This is a genomic window from Candidatus Pseudomonas phytovorans (assembly GCA_029202525.1).
GTDB lineage: Bacteria > Pseudomonadota > Gammaproteobacteria > Pseudomonadales > Pseudomonadaceae > Aquipseudomonas > Aquipseudomonas phytovorans.
In genome coordinates this window covers 4,080,123-4,098,811 of sequence record CP119325.1, presented here as the reverse complement: position 1 = coordinate 4,098,811, position 18,689 = coordinate 4,080,123, and the positions used below count along the sequence as shown (strand labels likewise).

The 18,689-nt window shown below is 63.3% G+C and carries 17 protein-coding genes; 11 read left to right on the top strand and 6 right to left on the bottom strand.

The window, feature by feature from the left end; all coding sequences use genetic code 11:
• Positions 1–183 precede the first annotated feature (183 nt).
• The 11 genes from P0Y58_18055 to ureG all read left to right on the top strand — a co-directional run bounded on the left by P0Y58_18055 (position 184) and on the right by ureG (position 11,095).
• A complete protein-coding gene (locus tag P0Y58_18055) occupies positions 184–1,833 on the top strand; it encodes a VRR-NUC domain-containing protein (GenBank protein WEK28810.1) in 1,650 nt (549 codons plus the stop codon).
• Entirely contained in the window at positions 1,830–4,091 is a 2,262-nt protein-coding gene (locus P0Y58_18050; GenBank protein ID WEK28809.1) for an ATP-dependent DNA helicase, read from the top strand. Before P0Y58_18055 ends, P0Y58_18050 begins: the two co-directional genes overlap by 4 nt.
• 147 nt (positions 4,092–4,238) lie before the next feature.
• The gene (locus tag P0Y58_18045) at positions 4,239–5,153 is read left to right on the top strand and encodes a tyrosine-type recombinase/integrase (GenBank protein WEK28808.1); all 915 of its coding nucleotides are present in this window, start codon (positions 4,239–4,241) and stop codon (positions 5,151–5,153) included.
• 378 nt (positions 5,154–5,531) lie between these two features.
• On the top strand, positions 5,532–6,365 hold the full coding sequence (locus tag P0Y58_18040) for an urease accessory protein UreD (protein WEK28807.1): 834 nt from the start codon (positions 5,532–5,534) through the stop codon (positions 6,363–6,365).
• A gap of 9 nt (positions 6,366–6,374) precedes the next feature.
• On the top strand, positions 6,375–6,677 hold the full coding sequence (locus P0Y58_18035) for an urease subunit gamma (protein ID WEK28806.1): 303 nt from the start codon (positions 6,375–6,377) through the stop codon (positions 6,675–6,677).
• Positions 6,678–6,696: 19 nt separating this feature from the next.
• A complete protein-coding gene (locus P0Y58_18030) occupies positions 6,697–7,014 on the top strand; it encodes an urease subunit beta (protein ID WEK28805.1) in 318 nt (105 codons plus the stop codon).
• Complete coding sequence (gene ureC / locus P0Y58_18025; GenBank protein WEK28804.1) at positions 7,011–8,714, top strand: urease subunit alpha; 1,704 nt, start codon at positions 7,011–7,013, stop codon at positions 8,712–8,714. Before P0Y58_18030 ends, ureC begins: the two co-directional genes overlap by 4 nt.
• A gap of 10 nt (positions 8,715–8,724) precedes the next feature.
• A complete protein-coding gene (ureE, locus tag P0Y58_18020) occupies positions 8,725–9,222 on the top strand; it encodes an urease accessory protein UreE (protein WEK28803.1) in 498 nt (165 codons plus the stop codon).
• An 18-nt stretch (positions 9,223–9,240) separates the two neighbouring features.
• A complete protein-coding gene (locus P0Y58_18015; protein WEK28802.1) occupies positions 9,241–9,786 on the top strand; it encodes a HupE/UreJ family protein in 546 nt (181 codons plus the stop codon).
• On the top strand, positions 9,786–10,460 hold the full coding sequence (locus P0Y58_18010) for an urease accessory UreF family protein (protein ID WEK28801.1): 675 nt from the start codon (positions 9,786–9,788) through the stop codon (positions 10,458–10,460). The genes P0Y58_18015 and P0Y58_18010 overlap by 1 nt, the downstream gene beginning before the upstream one ends.
• Before the next feature lie 11 nt (positions 10,461–10,471).
• Positions 10,472–11,095, top strand: coding sequence for an urease accessory protein UreG (gene ureG, locus P0Y58_18005; GenBank protein WEK28800.1), 624 nt, complete (start codon positions 10,472–10,474; stop codon positions 11,093–11,095).
• Positions 11,096–11,183: 88 nt separating this feature from the next.
• Here the strand turns inward: ureG and P0Y58_18000 are convergent, their stop codons facing one another.
• From P0Y58_18000 to P0Y58_17975, 6 genes are all read right to left on the bottom strand, one after another.
• Positions 11,184–11,912, bottom strand: coding sequence for a thioredoxin family protein (locus P0Y58_18000; GenBank protein WEK28799.1), 729 nt, complete (start codon positions 11,910–11,912; stop codon positions 11,184–11,186).
• A gap of 95 nt (positions 11,913–12,007) precedes the next feature.
• Positions 12,008–14,209 carry an LTA synthase family protein gene (locus P0Y58_17995; GenBank protein WEK28798.1) on the bottom strand — a complete coding sequence of 734 codons (2,202 nt, stop codon included), beginning with the start codon at positions 14,207–14,209 and terminating at the stop codon, positions 12,008–12,010.
• Between the two features lie 136 nt (positions 14,210–14,345).
• Positions 14,346–15,626: a hypothetical protein gene (locus P0Y58_17990; protein WEK28797.1), complete on the bottom strand. Its 1,281-nt coding sequence runs from the start codon at positions 15,624–15,626 to the stop codon at positions 14,346–14,348.
• Positions 15,627–15,672: 46 nt separating this feature from the next.
• Positions 15,673–16,425, bottom strand: a complete 753-nt coding sequence (locus P0Y58_17985) for a hypothetical protein (GenBank protein WEK28796.1) — start codon at positions 16,423–16,425, stop codon at positions 15,673–15,675.
• A gap of 45 nt (positions 16,426–16,470) precedes the next feature.
• Positions 16,471–17,151, bottom strand: coding sequence for a C39 family peptidase (locus P0Y58_17980; GenBank protein ID WEK28795.1), 681 nt, complete (start codon positions 17,149–17,151; stop codon positions 16,471–16,473).
• 61 nt (positions 17,152–17,212) lie between these two features.
• Complete coding sequence (locus P0Y58_17975) at positions 17,213–18,664, bottom strand: heme utilization protein (GenBank protein WEK28794.1); 1,452 nt, start codon at positions 18,662–18,664, stop codon at positions 17,213–17,215.
• Positions 18,665–18,689: the final 25 nt, after the last annotated feature.

The following is an 18,689-nucleotide window of genomic DNA, read 5'->3' as shown; positions in this document are numbered from 1 at the left end:
GGCGTTTGGCCCCCCTGTGGGAGCGGGGGAGCCCGCGAAGAAGGCGACGCGATGCATGGCACCGGCTTTGCCGGTGTTCGCGGGTAAACCCGCTCCTAAAGTATCGAGCTGACCCACGGCTCTTGTCAGGCGCAGTTATCTGTATGTATAAACAGTGCCTTTACCGCCATCTGACCTCAGCCAGTGATCGCCCATTCCGTCGACGACCCGTTCTACTACCTGCACAACTTCCGCCAGGTAGTACTGTGGGTCGAACAGCGCTACCAGGACCTGCTCGATGAACAGGCACTGGTTTTCATCCGTGCCTTCAGCCAACTGCAAGCGCCAGCCCAGGCCTTGATGGTGCGCATGGTCATGCGCAAAGGCGAGTTGTTTCGCAGCGACCGGCTCGACTACGCCGAAATCGGCGACACCGCGTTGGCGCTGCAGCCGTTGCAGGCCCTGGGCTGGGTGCGGGAACCCGAGCAACTGGAGCTGGAGCAACTGTTCGCCTTGTTGCGCAAGGATGAACTCGCCCGCTGCTTCGCCCGGCAACTGAGCCGCCCGCGTGCTGCCAAGCATGAGTTGTTGGCCCAGTTGCAGCCCCTGGAACTGGCGGCCCGGTCGCTGGCCGAATGGTTTCCCGACAGCGAGGTGCGCATTCTGCAGTGGTGCCTGCAGCCCCTGTGCGACCGCATGCGCCTGTTGTTCTTTGGCAACCTTTACCAGGACTGGTCAGACTTCGTGCTCGCCGACCTTGGCCTGTTGCGCTACGAGCAGGTGCCGTTCAGCACGGATTCCCGGGCCTTGCACCAACGTGACGATGTCGACCTGGCCATGGCGTTGCACCAGTGCGCCGAGCGCCTGGAGCAGGGCGGTGACCCGGTGTCGATCCTCGCGACCCTGCAGGGCCTGCACAGTGACAACCCGTGGCTGGCCCGGCGCCATGCGCGCCTGCAGTTCGCCCTGGGCCAACAATGCGAGCGCCTGGGTGACTGGGGCCTGGCCATGGAGGTGTACGGCCAGTGCAGCCATGCCCAGGCGCGCATTCGCCAGGTGCGGGTGCTCGAGCGCAGTGAGCAGTGGCCCCAGGCCCACGCGCTGGCGCTGCAGCTGGCTGCGGCACCGGCCAATGCGCTGGAAGTACAAGCTCTGGAGCGCATGCTGCCACGCCTGGCGCGCAAGCTCGGCGGCCCACCACAGCGACGCCAGCGTGCCACGCCGCTGGAGCTGATCGAGCTCGAACTGCCCCGCGAGCATGCTGCGCTGGGTGTGGAAGAAGCCGTGCGTCAATACCTGGCGCAAGAAGGTGGCCAGGCGCATTACGTTGAAAACACGTTGTTCAACAGCCTGTTTGGCCTGTTGTGCTGGGAGGCCATTTTCGCCCCTGTGCCCGGCGCCTTCTTCAACCCGTTCCAGGCTGCGCCACAAGACCTGCACGACAGTGACTTCCAGCAACGGCGCAGTGCGCTGTTCGATCTCTGCCTGGGGCGGCTCGACGATGGCAGCCATCGCCAGGCGATTCTCGACTGCTACAAGGGCAAGCAGGGCCTCCAGTCGCCATTCGTGTTCTGGTCGATGCTCAGCGAGGACCTGCTGGAACAGGCTTTGGCTTGTTTGCCGGCTGCCCAGCTGAAACAGTGTTTCCTTCGCCTGTTGCAGGACATTCGCAGCAACCGCGCAGGCATGCCTGACCTGATCCAGTTCTGGCCCGAGCAGGGCCGTTATCGCATGGTCGAAGTCAAGGGGCCCGGTGACCGCCTGCAGGACAACCAGCTGCGCTGGCTGGAATTCTGCAACCAACACGGCCTGCCCGTTGCAGTGTGCCATGTGCGCTGGGGTGAAACGGCTTGAGCTACAGCGTGGCGGTGCGTGCTTTGTGCGAGTTCAGCGCCAAGGTCGGCGATCTGGACCTGCGCTTCACCCCGTCACCCACTGCTCAGGAAGGCATCGAAGGGCATCAGCGGGTAGTGGCGCGGCGTGCTGCGGGCTACGAGTCGGAAATCACCCTTGAAGGTCAGTTTGAAACCCTCAGGGTGCGGGGCCGTGCCGACGGTTATGACCCCGGCAGCAATCGCCTGGAAGAGATCAAGACCCACCGCGGCGATCTGGCACGTCAGCCGGCCAATCACCGTCAGTTGCACTGGGCGCAGGCCAAGGTTTATGGCTGGCTGATGTGCCAGGCACGACAACTGCCGGCCATCGAGGTGGCGCTGGTGTACCTGGACGTGGACAGCGACGAGCAGACGCTGTTGAGTGAACATCATACGGCCGCCGAATTGCAGGCCTTCTTCGAAACCCAGTGTCGGCGTTTTCTGGGCTGGGCCCAATTCCAGCAACGCCGTCTGGCCGAACGTGACCAGGGCCTGCAGGCGCTGGGCTTTCCTTACCCACAGTTCCGCCAGGGCCAGCGGCAGTTGGCCGAGACCTTGTACAAAGCGGTAAGCACCGGGCGTTGCCTGATGGCCCAGGCCAGCACCGGTATTGGCAAGACCCTCGGTACCCTGTTCCCGCTACTCAAAGCCATGGTGCCGCAGCAGCTGGACAAGCTGTTCTTTCTCACCGCCAAGACCCCGGGCCGGGCGCTGGCCCTCGATGCCATGCGCCAGATCACCGATGCCACGGCGCAACCTGCTTTGCGCACACTGGAGTTGATCGCCCGCGACAAAGCCTGTGAATACCCGGACAAGGCCTGCCATGGGGAGTCCTGCCCATTGGCCGCCGGCTTCTACGACCGCTTGCCGGCAGCGCGTGAGGCTGCGGCAGCATTGCCGTTGCTCGACCGTGCCAACCTGCGCGAAGTGGCCTTGACCCACCAGGTATGCCCGTATTACCTGGGCCAGGAGATGGCGCGTTGGGTCGACGTGCTGGTCGCCGACTACAACTACTACTTCGATGCGCATGCCTTGCTGTTCGGTCTCACCCAGCTCAACCAGTGGCGCGTTGCGGTGCTGGTGGACGAAGCGCATAACCTGGTGGAGCGAGGGCGCGGCATGTACAGCGCAAGCCTTGACCAGGGGCAATTGCAGGCCCTGCGCCAGAGCAAACCGCCTGGGCTGGTCAGTGCGCTGGACCGCCTTAACCGGCAGTGGAATGCGCTGTACAAAGAGCAGCGTGCGCCCTACCAGGCCAGCGAGTCGCTGCCCGAAGGGTTGTTGCGCGCCCTGCAGCAGTGCATCGGGCTGATTCAGGAACAGATGAACCAGGCGCCCGCGCACATGGACCCGCAGGTGTTGCAGTTCTTCTATCAGGCTTTGCAGTTCAGCCGCGTTGCCGAGCTGTTCGACGAGCACTTCCTGTTCGACATCAGCCAGCGCCAGGGCCCGCGCAAGCGCCGGCTGGCGACCCTGTGCCTGCGCAATGTCACCCCGGCGCGCCTGTTGGCCCCACGCATGCAGGCAGCGCGCAGTGTGACGCTTTTTTCCGCCACGTTGAGCCCGCGGCACTTCTACAGCGACCTGCTGGGCATGCCGGCCGATACCGCCTGGCTGGAGGTGGCTGCGCCGTTTCGCGCAGAGCAGCTGGAGGTGCGGATTGCCAGCCAGGTGTCCACCCGTTACCAGCAGCGCCACGCCTCTCTGGCACCGATTGTCGAGCTGATTGCCCAGCAGTATGAGCGCATGCCGGGTAACTACCTGGCGTTCTTCAGCAGCTTTGAATACCTGCAGCAGGTGGCCGGGTTGCTGGCCGAGCGGCATGGGCAGATTCCCCTGTGGGCCCAGGCACCGGGGATGGACGAGGCGGCCCGCCAAGGATTTCTCGACCGTTTTGTCACCGACGGCTGTGGCGTTGGCTTCGCCGTATTGGGCGGCGCGTTCGGCGAAGGCGTGGACCTGCCGGGTACGCGGCTGGTCGGTGCGTTTGTCGCCACCCTCGGGCTGCCCCAGGTCAACCCGGTGAACGAGCAGCTCAAGCAGCGCCTGGGGCGGCAGTTTGGTGCGGGTTTCGATTACGCTTATCTCTACCCGGGTGTGCGCAAGGTGATCCAGGCGGCAGGCCGGGTTATCCGCGGTGACCAGGACCGTGGTGTACTGGTACTGATTGACGAACGTTTCGCTGAGCCTCGGGTGCAGCAGATGTTCCCGGAGTGGTGGCCGAAGGACTTGGTCTAATCCTGAAGCAGACCGACGATCGGCTGGCTATTGCGGTTCGTTCTGTAGGCCTCAATTGGGGTAAGATCACGAACCGTGCCATTTGCAAAGCCCTTGAATATCAAGGTGATGGCACTGTTCCGCGCGCTTCGCTACAGGATTCACGTTTTGTCCGATCTCCCGAAAAATCCGCTGCTGCAGTACATGGCCCGCCTGGCCCCCTCCAGCCAGCAAACCATGCGCTACATCCTTCAGGACGCCGCCGACCGGCTGGGCTTTGTCGACTGCAATCTCGTCGACGTGCCTTGGCATCGGCTAGAGCCCGGCCACGTGATCGCCCTGGTGTCGGCCCTGCGTGCCGACGGTTACGCGCCCAACAGTTCGTCGCTGTACGTCAACGCGATTCGCGGGGTGATGAACGAGGCCTGGCGCCAGGGCCTGATCGACCATGAGCAGTTGTTGCGCATTCGTGAGGTCAAACCGGCCACCGGCAGCCGCCTGCCGCCAGGGCGCAACCTGCGCCGCAGCCTGATTCGCGAACTGATGGATGTGTGCGCCTCTGACCCGAGGCCGCAGGGGGTACGCGACGCGGCGATCATCGCCTTGCTGTACGGCACCGGCATGCGCAAGTCGGAGTCGGTGGACATCGACCTGGCCCAGGTCGATTTCCAGGCGCGCAGCCTGCAAGTGGTGGGCAAGGGCAACCACCAGCTGATCAAGTACGCTCCGCCATGGGCGTTCGAGAAGCTGCAGGCGTGGCTGGACTTGCGCCGTCAGGACCTGCCGGCAGGGGCAGAAGACGACCTGTTCCTGTTCAACCGCATCCGTCGCGGTAGCCACATCACCCGGGCCCGCATCACCAAGCATGCGATCTACTACATTGCCCGCCAGCGCGGCGCGCAAGTGGGGGTGAAAATCATGCCGCATGACTTCCGCCGGGCGTTCATCACCCGGGTGATCGAAGAGCACGACCTGTCGATTGCACAGAAGCTGGCGCACCACGCCAATATCCAGACCACCGCCATTTATGACCGGCGCGACGACAACGAACGCCGGCGAGCGGTGGACCGCTTCGATTACTGATTTTTGATAGCTTGGGGCCGCTTTGCGGCCCTTCGCGGGCACGCCCGCTCCCACAGGTACAGCGCAGGCCTGCAGGCAGTGACTAGCCTGTGGGAGCGGGCGTGCCCGCGAAGGGCTGCAAAGCAGCCCCATTCTGCACGTGTGCCGGCACCGAAACAGGGCCGGCACATGCCCCCGCGTTGTGCGCCATCGCTGCGTATGCCCGATGCCAGAGCGGCCATGCCTCACGTTTCATCTGCCTTCACCTGCGGAGTTGGCCCGCAACCTGCTATATCCAGCCTGCGAATTTGATCGAGTGGTCAGGCCACGCAGCGCTAGCTGCCGCGTGTGCCAGACCCTCTAAACGGCCAGCAGGCCACGGATTTCAGGGGCCGCAGGATGTCGCTCGCGGAGCAGATCGAACAACAACAAGACGATGCAGGCTGGAGCGCCCACCTGCAGTTGCGCTTTGTCAGGCGCGACGATGTGACCCGCCTTGGTGCGCGTCGGCATTTCGGACCTCTTTTGGTGCAGCGGCCCTTCTACCCGGAAGGTGCACCGTGCCATGTCTATGTGCTGCACCCGCCGGGTGGCATCGTTGCCGGCGACCGCCTTGATCTGGATATACACCTGGAACCCGGCAGCCATGCGCTGCTGACCATGCCTGGTGCCAGCAAGTTCTACCGCAGCATTGGCCCGACTGCACGGCTGACCCAGCGTTTTCAGCTGGCCGCCGGCAGCACCCTGGAATGGCTGCCGCAAGACAGCATCTTCTTTTCTGGGGCACGCGCCAGCCTGCACAGCCGTTTCACCCTCGAACCCGGGGCGCGCCTGCTGGCCTGGGAAACCCTGTGCCTGGGGCGCCCTGTCATGAACGAGCGTTTCGATCAGGGCGCCCTGGACAGCCGTTTGCACATTGAACTACCCGACGAAGTCGGCCTGCATGAACGCCTGCGTATCGAAGGCGGGCGCCTGGACAAGCTCGGCGGCTACCCGCTGCTCGCTACGTTCTGTGCGGCACCTGCCGACCAGGCAGTGCTGGAGCAGGTTCGCCCACTGCTCGATGAACTGGCCAACCCGGCCGGCGCGACCTTGCTGGGGTCGTTGCTGGTTATCCGTGTGCTTGACCATGACAACCAACACCTGCAACGCACCCTGCAACGCCTTTGGCATGTGCTGCGCCCGGCCGTGCTTGGCCTGCCCGCCTGCCCACCGCGAATCTGGGCTACCTGAGAGAGCGCCATGGAGCTGACCCCAAGAGAGAAAGACAAACTGCTGCTGTTTACCGCCGCGTTGCTGGCGGAGCGGCGCCTGGCCCGTGGCCTGAAGCTCAACTACCCGGAGGCCGTGGCGCTGATCAGTGCTGCCGTGCTGGAAGGCGCCCGCGATGGGCGCACCGTTGCCGAGCTGATGAGCCAGGGGCGCGAAGTGCTGACCCGCGAGCAGGTAATGCCTGGCATTGCCGAAATGCTCCACGACGTGCAGGTCGAAGCGACCTTCCCGGATGGCACCAAGCTTGTGACCGTGCATGACCCTATTGTCTGAAACCGCCCCGGAGCCCCGCATGATCCCAGGTGAAATCCAGGTCGCCGCTGGCGACATCGAATTGAACAGTGGCCGTGAAACGGTCAGTGTCAGTGTGGCCAACCACGGCGACCGGCCGGTGCAGGTCGGCTCGCACTACCACTTCTACGAAGTCAACGACGCGTTGGTGTTCGACCGTGCCCCGAGCCTGGGCTTTCGCCTGGATATCCCGGCTGGCACCGCCGTGCGTTTCGAGCCTGGCCAGGCGCGCACGGTGCAATTGGTGGCCTACGCCGGCAAGCGTGAGGTTTATGGCTTCCAGGGCAAGGTGATGGGCCCGCTGGAGGGCAGGTCATGAGCCGTATTTCCCGCCAGGCCTACGCCGACATGTTCGGGCCCACCGTGGGCGACCGCGTGCGGCTGGCTGACACGGCGCTGTGGGTAGAGGTGGAGAAGGACTACACCATCTACGGTGAGGAGGTGAAGTTCGGCGGCGGCAAGGTCATTCGCGACGGTATGGGGCAGGGCCAGATGCTGGCCGCCGAGGCCATGGACCTGGTGCTGACCAACGCCCTGATCATCGACCACTGGGGGATCGTCAAGGCCGACATCGGCATCAAGCACGGGCGTATCGCGGTGATCGGCAAGGCCGGTAACCCGGATGTACAGCCGGGCGTCAACGTACCGGTAGGCCCCGGCACTGAAGTGATCGCGGCCGAAGGCAAGATCGTCACCGCCGGTGGTGTTGATTCGCACATCCACTTCATCTGCCCGCAGCAGGTGGACGAAGCACTGAACAGCGGCGTCACGACCTTCATCGGCGGCGGCACCGGGCCGGCGACCGGCACCAATGCCACCACTTGCACGCCCGGCCCCTGGTACCTCGCGCGCATGCTGCAGGCTGCCGACAGCCTGCCGATCAACATCGGTTTGCTGGGCAAGGGCAATGCCTCGCGGCCTGACGCGCTGCGTGAGCAGATCGCGGCCGGTGCGGTGGGCCTCAAGCTGCATGAGGACTGGGGCTCGACTCCGGCGGCGATCGACTGCTGCCTTGGCGTTGCCGAGGAAATGGACATCCAGGTGGCGATCCATACCGACACCCTCAACGAGTCCGGTTGCATCGAAGACACCTTGGCGGCCATCGGCGACCGGACCATCCATACCTTCCACACCGAAGGGGCCGGCGGTGGCCACGCACCGGACATCATCCGCGCGGCGGGGCAGGCCAACGTGCTGCCATCCTCGACCAACCCGACGCTGCCATACACGGTCAACACCGTGGACGAGCACCTGGACATGCTCATGGTCTGCCATCACCTGGACCCGAGCATCGCCGAGGACGTGGCCTTTGCCGAATCGCGCATCCGCCGTGAAACCATCGCCGCCGAGGACATCCTTCACGACATGGGTGCCTTTGCTATGACCTCGTCCGACTCCCAGGCCATGGGCCGGGTCGGCGAAGTGGTGCTGCGCACCTGGCAGGTTGCCCACCAGATGAAACTGCGCCGTGGGCCTTTGGCGCCAGACACCGCCTACAGCGACAACTTCCGGGTCAAGCGCTACATCGCCAAGTACACCATCAACCCGGCGCTGACCCATGGTATTGGCCACGAAGTGGGCTCGGTAGAGCCGGGCAAGCTGGCTGACCTGGTGCTGTGGTCGCCGGCGTTCTTCGCGGTCAAGCCGGCCTTGGTGATCAAGGGTGGAATGATTGTCACCGCGCCCATGGGCGACATCAACGGTTCCATCCCCACGCCGCAGCCGGTGCACTACCGGCCAATGTTCGGCGCGCTCGGTGCTGCGCGACACGCCACACGCATGACGTTCCTGCCCCAGGCGGCAATGGACCGTGGCCTGGCCGAAGAACTGAACCTGCGCAGCCTGATTGGCGTGGTCAATGGCTGCCGTCGGGTGCGCAAACCAGACATGGTCCACAACACCCTGCAGCCGCTGATCGAAGTTGATGCGCAGACCTACCAGGTGCGTGCCAACGGCGAATTGCTGGTCTGCGAGCCCGCCAGCGAACTGCCGCTGGCACAGCGTTACTTCCTGTTTTGAAGGAGCACCGATGATTGTCCTGAACCGCCGTATCACCGACCCCGGCACGCTGGCTGTAAGCGGCACCGTCACCCTGGACGTGGACAGCCGCATCAAGAGCCGCCTGCGGGTAACCCTGGACGATGGGCGCGAGGCCGGGCTCATGCTGGAGCGCGGCCGCCTGTTGCGTGGCGGAGAGCTGCTTGCCGATGCCGAAGGCAACCAGCTGATCCGCGTGCTGGCCGCGCCCGAGACAGTGTCGACGGTGCGCTGCGCCGACCCGCACCTGCTGGCCCGCGCGGCTTACCACCTGGGTAACCGCCATGTGCCCCTGCAAATCGAACCGGGCCTGTTGCGCTTCCAGCACGACCATGTGCTGGACGACATGCTGCGGGGTCTGGGCCTGACGGTAGAAGCCGAACAGGCACCGTTCGAGCCTGAAGCGGGCGCCTACCAGAGCGCGCCGCATGGCCACAGCCATGCCCACGGCCACGATCACCCGTTCGTGCGCGTGCCTGCCCATTCCTGAACTCCCTTGGAGCACCCTATGAAAAAGACGTTTGCCCTGTTTCTGCTGATGCTGGCCCTGCCAGCCTTCGCCCACCCTGGCCATGACAGCAACCCGCTGCATGACGGCCTGCTGCACCCACTGACCGGCCTGGACCACCTGTTGATGCTGCTCGGCACCGGTGTGCTCGCGGCATTGACCCGGCGCAACCTGACGCTGCCTCTGGCCACCTTGGCGGCAATGTTTGGCGGGGCGGTGTGTGGCCACCTGTTCGGTGACGTGCTGGGCATGGAGACCTTGATCGCCCTGTCGGTGCTGGTGGCGGCCGGGGCCGTGTTGCTGCCGAGCCGGCAGCTGCTGCTGGCCATGGCCATGCCCGTGTTTGCCCTGTTCCACGGCTGGGCCCATGGTGTGGAAGCCACACCAAGCGCGTTCTGGCAGTTCAGTGCAGGGTTTGTCACGGTCAGCGGGCTGCTGCTGGCGGCAGGTTTTGCGGTCGGTTGCCTGTTGCGCCGACACAGTGGCCTGCAGAAGGCCTTTGGCGGTGGCTTGCTGGCCGGCGCCGCGCTGGTGCTGGCCGGTTGATGGACAGCGACCTGGCGTTGCTGCGCCTGCTGCAGCTGGCCAGCCCCGGCTTGCCGGTGGGTGGTTTTACCTACTCGCAAGGCCTGGAGTGGGCTGTCGAGGCGGGCTGGGTAAAGGGCGCGGACGGCTTCGCGGCCTGGCAGCGCGAGCAGGTCGAGGACACCTTGGCCTGCCTCGACTGGCCGGTGCTGGCACGCCTGTACCGCGCTTGCCAGGCCGCAGATGCCGAGGCGTTCGGCCACTGGAGCCGCTTTCTGTTGGCCAACCGCGAAACCGCCGAGCTGCGCCTGGAAGAGCAGCAACGTGGCGCGGCATTGGCGCGGCTGCTTGACGGCTGGCAATTGGGCCAGGCCCCGGCCTGGCGCGCCAGCCTTGAATTGACTCAACTGGGCGCGATGGCCTGGCTGGCTGTGCATTGGGCAATCCCGCTGCGCCTGCTGGCCCTTGGCTACGGCTTTGCCTGGCTGGAGGGGGCGGTGATGGCCGGGGTCAAGCTGGTGCCATTCGGCCAGCAGGCAGCCCAGACCTTGCTGCGCGACCTGGGCACCGGGTTGCCCGAAGCCCTCGACCTGGCATTGTCCCTGGGCGATGACCAGCTTGGTGGCGGCCTGCCGTTGCTGGCCATTGCCTCATCGCGTCACGAAACCCAATACACCCGTTTGTTCCGTTCCTGAGGACTGCCTTCATGCAAAGCTATCAACAACCCCTGCGCATCGGTGTCGGTGGCCCGGTCGGCTCTGGCAAGACTGCACTGCTGGAAGCGTTGTGCAAGGCCATGCGCGACCACTACCAGATCGCCGTGGTGACCAATGACATCTACACCAAGGAAGACCAGCGCATCCTCACCGAGGCCGGCGCGCTGGAGCCGGACCGGATTGTGGGCGTGGAAACCGGTGGCTGCCCGCATACGGCGATTCGCGAAGACGCCTCGATGAACCTGGCTGCCGTCGAGGCGCTGGCACGCAAGTTTGGCAACCTGGAGGTGATCTTTGTCGAAAGTGGCGGTGACAACCTCAGCGCCACATTCAGCCCGGAGCTGGCCGACCTGACCATCTACGTGATCGATGTGGCCGAAGGCGAGAAGATTCCGCGCAAGGGCGGCCCAGGCATTACCAAGTCGGACTTCCTGGTGATCAACAAGACCGACCTGGCGCCTTATGTAGGAGCTTCATTGGAAGTGATGGAGCGCGATACCCAGCGCATGCGGCCGCAGCGGCCGTGGACCTTCAGCAACCTGAAGAAGGGTGAAGGGTTGCAGGCGGTGATCGACTTTATCGTCGAGCGCGGGATGCTGGGTATACGCGGCTGATGTGATGGATCGAGTGCTGGCTGGGCCGTGGCGCGGTTATTGTGGGAGCGGGTAAACCCGCTCCCACTGGGTATCGTGCTGGGATCCGTCATTTGTGGCAGCAGTCAGGTTTATCTGGCTGCTCTTTATAGCGGTCATGGTGCCGCACCCAGTCCATGGTCCCGCTTTCGTTACGCCCCAGTGGCGCAATGTCGAGGAAATTGTAGGTATTGACCAGTATGTCCAACCCGCGGGCATAGGTTGAGTAGGTGTGATACACGCTGCCGTCCGCTTCGCGGTAGAACGCGCTCAAACCAGGCAGCTCACTCTCGCTGCCGTCATACGGTTCATAGTTGTACTGCCGCTGGCCTTCGCTGCCGACACTGACGCCAAAGTTTTCGTTGAAACCGCTGCCGTGTGACGAGTACCAGGGGAACTGCCAGCCCATGCGCCGACGGAACGCCTGGAACTCGGCATACGGCGCCCGCGATACCGCCGCCAGTGACACATCGTGGTGAGCCAGGTGCAGGTTGGCTCCGTCAAAATGGTCGGCCAGGAACGAGCAACCGGGGCAGCCCTCGCTCCAGCCCTCGACGAACATGAAATGGTAAAGCAACAACTGGCTGCGCCCCGCAAACAGGTCAGCCAGGCTCAGTGGGCCGTCCGGCCCCTGGAACCGATAATCGTGCTCGACCTTGACCCAGGGCAGGGCGCGACGGGCTGCTGCCAGCGCGTCGCGGTGGTGGGTAAAGGCTTTTTCGTGCAGCCACAGTTGCTGACGGGCCGCCAGCCACTGGCTACGGGAAACCACCGGGTGCCTGCTTTCGCTTGTGCTCATGGTGCTGTCTCCACATTGTGGGATTCACACACTAGTCGAGCACGCTCAGGTCGAATCGACAGGCGCCGGTGGCCGGGCGATGAGCGGTAAGCCGCTCAGCCGGAATGGGCGATATGCCCTTCGGTCAGTTCATCCGCCGCGTCATCCTCGCCGGGCAGTGCGGTGATCACGCTGAAGTCGCTGACTTCCACCTTGCCGCCGCCGTAACCTAGCAAGTGGAAGGAAAACGCTTTGCGTTCGGTCGGGTTGTCGAAGCTGAACTCCATTTCCAGGGGTTCGTCGGCGGTGACTTTGACTTCAGCCGGCAAGCCCAGCGGTACGTCCTGTTCCAGTTGTTTGGCCTTGAGCTGGATGAAGGCTACACGTTTGGGGTCCAGCGAGCGTACCTTCACTCGCACTCGGGTATGCGAGCCTTCCGGCATTTCCAGGTACTGGGCACCGATCAGGTTGTCGGCCCAGTCATCGTGAATGCGCTTGCGCAATTTGATCGGCGAAGGGCCGCCAAACTGGTAACGCAGATTGAGCGGGGTTTGCAGCAGTGACTGGTCGAGCACGCCCGCCAGCGCGCCGATCTGCTGGCCGAGCAGGCTGTCACCCGGGCCCAGGTAGCGGGCCTGGTCGGCAATGAAGCCCTCGCTGGCGTAACGGCGGCAACGTTGCTGGAAGTCACACTCGGTGAAGACGCCCTGGCCATCGTGGTAGCGCAGCATGCCGTTGGTGTAGGAAATCATCTCGCGGCCCGTGTCGTAGTCGCGGTACAGCGAGCGACCGCCAAGCGCCATGGGAATAGGCAGCGCAAAGTAGTCGAGCACGGAGGTGGCCAGGTCGATATGGCCGTAGGTGCCGCGTTTGATAGACGGCAACTGCGCCTGCTCCGGTGCCAGGGTGAGGTTAAAGCCCCAGGACGAAGCCAGGCGCACGCCGTCGATACCATGGGACTCGTCAGAGGTCACTACCACCAGGGTGTCCTTCAGCACGCCCTGGCGTTCGAGGTTGTCGAGGAAGGCCCCGAGCGCGTCGTCCAGGTAGGCGACCGCTGCCTGTTTCGGCGTGTCATAGCGCTCAAGGTACTCGGCGGGCGCGGAGTACGGCTGATGGGTACCCACGGTCAGCAGGGTCAGCATCCAAGGCTTGTCCTGTTTCTGCAACTGGCCAACGTAATCCAGCGCACCTTCGAAGAAGGCCCGGTCATCCTTGCCCCAGGGGAAGTCCAGATAGTTCTTGTTGCGGAACCACTCCAGGCCATGCACCGAGTCAAAACCGATATGCGGCATGATGCGGTCCTTGGCCATGAAACGCAGGCCGGCACCTTGCAGGTAGTGGGTGGTAAAACCAGCCTGGCGCAGTTGCGCTGGCAGGCAGGCCTGGTTGCGTTCGTTCTGGGTCAGCAGCTCTACGCCCTTTGGCGTGCCATTGGCCAGCTTGTCGTAATCACCACACAGCATCGCGTACAGGCCGCGGATGGTCTGGTGGGTATGCAGCACATAGTCCGGGGTGTTCATGCCGCGCTCGGCCCATTGGCTGACCTTGGGCATCAGGTCTTCATCGAAGCGGCTGTGCAGGGCTTGGCGGTTGGGCCGCAGGTAGGCCCCGGGGATACCTTCCACAGTGATGACCAGCAGGTTTCGTGCGCTGCCTGGCCCGGCCAGCAGCCGCTGCCCGTGCAGGTCGGATTGGGTCAGGCCACTGCTGGCCAGCGGCGTGAAGGTTTGCGTATGGCCCATCCAGCCTTCGACTGTGCGCTCCAGGGTACCGACCCCGGCCGACATCAGTTGGTGGGTGAGGTTGTATTGCCGCCACTGGTCGGCGTCGGTAGGTGCCAGCTGCTGGCTACCCCAATGGGCACCAAACAGCAGCACCGGAATGGCCCAGGCCTTGCGCGGCAGCGGCATGCTGCGCCGCGCACGGCTGCGCCAGACGGTGGCCAGCCAGGCCAGCAGGCCGGCACCCAGGGTCAAGGGCAGCCAGGCGTGGGCCAGGCCGCCACCGGTCGAATTCTCCATGAATTGCGGGTCGACCAGGTACGTCAGGTCGGCGCTGGTGGGCAACCGGCCCACCGCGCTTACCAGTTCGGCCGAAGCCACCCACAGGGCTGCCCAGGCCAGCAGTACGGGCAGGGCCAGCCACCATGGCCGACGGTGCAGCAGCATTATCAGCAGGCTGCCGAGGGCGAGGTCGGACAGGTAACCGAGCGGGTTGGACCAGCCCAGCATGGCGCGCGTACCCAGTGGGATCACCAGCACCAGGGTTGCCAACGCGGCAAGCCGGGTACGTGGGTGGTCTGACAGGTTCTTCACAAAAACTTCCCTTTTGCCATTAAATCGTCATGCATCTGTGCTGGATGATAACAGGCCGGGGAAGGGAAAGCGGTTTGCTACAAGGCTGGTAACCAAAAGCCGGCCCCGCTTGCGCGGGCCCGGCCGAGGGCAAGTCTCAGAAGTAGTAGGGGAATTTCAGGCTGAAGGAAAAGTCGGGTGCATCGTCGGTCAGACCAATGGACAGGTTGGGCACGATGGTCAGGTTGTTGGTGGCAGCGAAGGTCAGGCCGACGTTGAAGTTGGCCGCGTTGTAATCGCTGTTGGAGATGGATTGCCAGTCGCCGCCATCGGGCTTGATCTTGCTTTTGCGGGCGAACTGGTCAGACACCGAGAACGACATGCTCATCTTCTCGTTCAGGGCAAAGGCGATACCGCCGCCAATTTGCCAGGAGTCGCCAAGTTTCACGTCACCCGGCACCTTGCTGTTGACCTGCGGGCTGATATCGCTGAACGAGTCCTGCATGTTGTAGGTGTAGGACAGGCTGCCGAACAGCACAGCCGGGTCGAAGGTCTTGACCAGCGAGATGCCCGGTGTGATCGACCACACACCGTTGCCGGTCGGCAGGCTGTCCGGTACTGCCAGGTTGTTGTTGCCATCGACCTCACGCAGTTTGATGCCATACGGGTCCTTGCCGGTCGGCGCCTTGACCCGCAGGGTGGCAACCGCGTCAGGCCAGGTCTCGTCCTCGTCGAGGAACTTGTAGGCCACGCCAACGTTGATATCGCCGATTTCCGGGTCGCGGGTGACGGTTGCATCGGAAGTAGTGGCCCCGGCGCCTCCCGCACCGCCGGAGGAGTAGGTCGACTCGCGGTACACCACGGGCACGTTGATGTCGAACTGCCAGCGCTGCGCCAGGTTGTAGCGCGCGGTCATGTCCAGCGTCCAGTTGTCGGCCTTGATGCGGTCAAGGTTGATACTGCCGAGGAAGATCGAGTCCAGCGCCAGGAAGCCATTGAGGGTTAGCGCACGGGTATCGTAATGGGTGTAGGTGACACCCGTTTCGAAGCTGAACTTGCCGCCGCCAAAGAATCCGCTGGCTTCGTCATACAGGTTGGAAACGCTTTGCGCCGGCTGGGAATCGGCCGTCAGCGCCTGGCCGTACGAGCTGCCTGTGGTGCCTGGGGTGCCAGACGCGACGGTCTGCGCGCCTTTTACCCCTTCGGCCGGGGACCTGACCAGGCGTTTGGGCGGCGCTGCCGCCGGGGCCTCTTCGACCTGGCGCACGCGCTGCTCAAGTACCATCAGTGCCTGTTGCTGGGCCTCGTAACGGCGTTTAAGTTCGATCAGTTCCTGTTTCAGCGCTTCGACCTGCGGGTCGGCGGCTGCGTAGAGTGCGGTGGCGGGGGCCAAGGTAGTCAAACACACAAAAGCTCTGAGCGTTAACGATCGGTACATGGAGTTGCCGTCCCTTCCAACTACTTTTGATGAGACTGAGCGTAGATCAGTATCCGGAGGTGCGAAGACCTTTGAGCTGGTCAAGGCTGCCGTTGAGCGAAGCGGCTGTCGGCACGTTCTCACGCATGACGACATTCAGGGAGGTCACGTTGCTGACCAGGTTGCCGTTGCCAAGCAGCGTCGAGTTCTGCATCAGGCCCCCCTGGGCCAGGCGCTGCACGCTGCTGCCCTGGTTGTTGCTGGCATTGATGTTGAGCTGCACACCTACGCCGCTCGAAGACACACTGAGCGAGCCGGCGCCGTTTTCCCCAACCAGGGTCTGGCCGGCGGCCAGCGCCTGGCCTTGCTGTTGCACGGCGGGGGCCTGGTTGGCCTTGGTGACATTGATGTCGACGTTGTTGTAGGCCGTGTTGTTATCACCGGCCGCACGTACCACCTGAGTCACACCCTCGGTAGTGGAAAGGCCATTACCGCCCGTGACCACGCCAGTTCCGGCAGAGGGTGCACTGCTCGACGCCGCGCCTGCGCCTTTTTCATCAATCATCGAGACATAGAACTGGGGCTTGATGGTCGATTGCTGAACCTGCAGCGTGGACGTGGCGCCGATCACGTCCCCCTTGGCGTTTTGCCAGGTGCTGCTCATGACGATGCCGAAGCTCACGATGCGTCCGGGCATCACATAGCGGCCACGCAGGTTTGCCAATTCCTGGTCCTTCAGTTCAATGGGTTTCAACGCCTCGGCGTGGCTTGGCAGGCTGGCAGCCAGGCAGGCCATGGCCAGCCACAATGAAGTCTTCATTAAATGCTCCCTGGAGCATCATGCTCCTTGTCATTAGAACAATCGTTAGAAGAAGTCGCTTTTGATGAAGCCGAAGTCCAGCAGCTCGTTGTCCTTCACGGGGGTGAAGTTGTCCACCCGGCCCTTGGCGGTCAGCGGCAGGGGTGGGTCGAGCAGGATATTGTTCTTGTCGTAACCCTGGCCGATCACGGCGAAGATGATGCCGTTCCAGCCCTTGAGGAAGTCTTCGACTTTGTAGCGTTTATGGCCCAGTACCGGGTCACCTACGTATACCCAGCCTTTGTCGACCTTCTGCATGACCACGAAGTGCTTGTAGCCACGCACATCCATCAGCACCACGACCGGAATGCGCACGTTGTGCAGCGTATCGGGCGCTACGCGATAACCACGGGCACGCATGCCCAAGCTTTCGACGTAGCGTTTCATGTCGAGCATCGAGAAGCCTTGCGTACGCACCAGGTCCTGATCGGCGTGGGCCAGCATGCCTTCGATGATTTGATGTTCGTCCACATCCAGCCAGTAGGCCTGGCGCAGGATGGTGGCCAGCGCGGCGGCGCCGCAGCTGAAGTCGGTTTTCTGTTGCACCAGGTCGGCGAACTTGCGTTCGCGCACGCTCTGGAGAGGTTTGAACACCACGGCGCCGCCCGGCAGGACGGACAGCGGCATCTGTGCAGCTTCGCTCACGCTGGCCAGGCACAGCAAAAACGCCAAGGCGAAAATACGCATGATCGGGTGCCTTACGGTGTGTTGAAGAAAGGCCCCCCGAAGGGGGCCTCAAGCGCAGCGTTTAGAACGAGGTGTTGGAGATGGCCAGCGAGTTGCTCTGCTGGTTGCCCACACCGGCTGCCACGTTCACGCCCAGGTTGCCGCTGCCACCATTGACCGAACCGCTAAGGGTTGCAGTATTGGTAACAGGGTTGGCCCAGCCGGTCGGGGTCAGCACTTGGAAGGACACGGTATTGCTCAAGTCGTAAGCACTGCTTTCGCTGTAGCTCTTCGAAACGTCGTTCGAGGATTGTTTCGATTTTTCGCCAGACTTCGAGAAGTCAGACGCCGAAGCATTCTCGTAGGAAGAGTCGTGAGACTTGGTGTACGAAGAGTCTTTGGACTTGTCGTACGACGATTGATGCGACTTGTCGTAGTTGGAGTCGAACGCTTTTTCGAACGACGAGTCGTATGCACTTTCGTGCGACTTGTCGACCGATACGTCCAGCGATGCATTCAACGAACCGTCGAAGGTGCTGGAGCGGGTGCGTTCACGACGGCCATCATCGGTGGTAAGGGTGCGCGTAGCGTTGGCTGCGGCGTCCAGCGAAGCCGTCAGGTTGGCGCTGCTCGACGAGCTGTTGCTGCCGCTGGCTGAGCCGTTCAGGCCCCAGCTGTTGGAGCCACTGGCGCTGGAGTTGTTGGAACCACTGGCGTTCGAGCTGCTCGAACCGCTGGAGTTCCAGCCACTGGAGCCGCTGGAGCTGGCGCTTTGCGCGCCGGCCACGCTGAAGCTCGACGACGAGTTGCGGTCGTCGGTCGAGTTGAACGTGCCATCACGCGAGCTCGAACCGCTTGCCGAGGTGGTGATGGTAATCGTATCCACACGGTAGGTGCGGTCGGCGGCGTTGTTCACGACCAGACCTGGGCCGTCCTGCTCGGCAGACGCGGTGGCAGTGGCATTACCCAGCGGAGCACCGGTGTTGGCGATCGCCATGGTGTTTTTCTGCTGGTTGAGGTCGCCACCGGCTACGTTGATCCCGATGTTGCCCTCAGCCCCGCTGGCCGAGCCGCTCATCACCGCCGACGACTGGGTCGAATAGTTGTCGACCCGGTTGTTTCTGCTGGTTTGAACGACATCGGCAGTGGCGCTGGCCATGCCGAACACGAAGCTGTTGTCCAGGCTCGACTCGGAGCCGGCGTTGGCGATGGCAGCTGCGTTATCCTGCTGGTTGCCGTTACCGGCCGCCACGTTGATGCCCACGTTGCCGCTGGAACCGGTGCCCGAATCACTCATCTCGGCTTCGTTGATAGTGCCTTGGTTGGTGATACGGTTATCGGTGCTGTTTTGGGTATCCCAGGCATTGGCCGTTGCATACACAGGGATCTTGGTGGGTGGAGGCGTGTGCTGACCATTGTTATGGTGGCCGTTATGGTGGTCATCACGCCGATCGTTTTGCCCAGCTTGTACAGCAACAGCCATGACCGCAGCAATTGCGAAAACCAGAGGCTTGATTGCCATCGAGGGTTTCATGGTGATTCTCCGTACTTTATTAGGT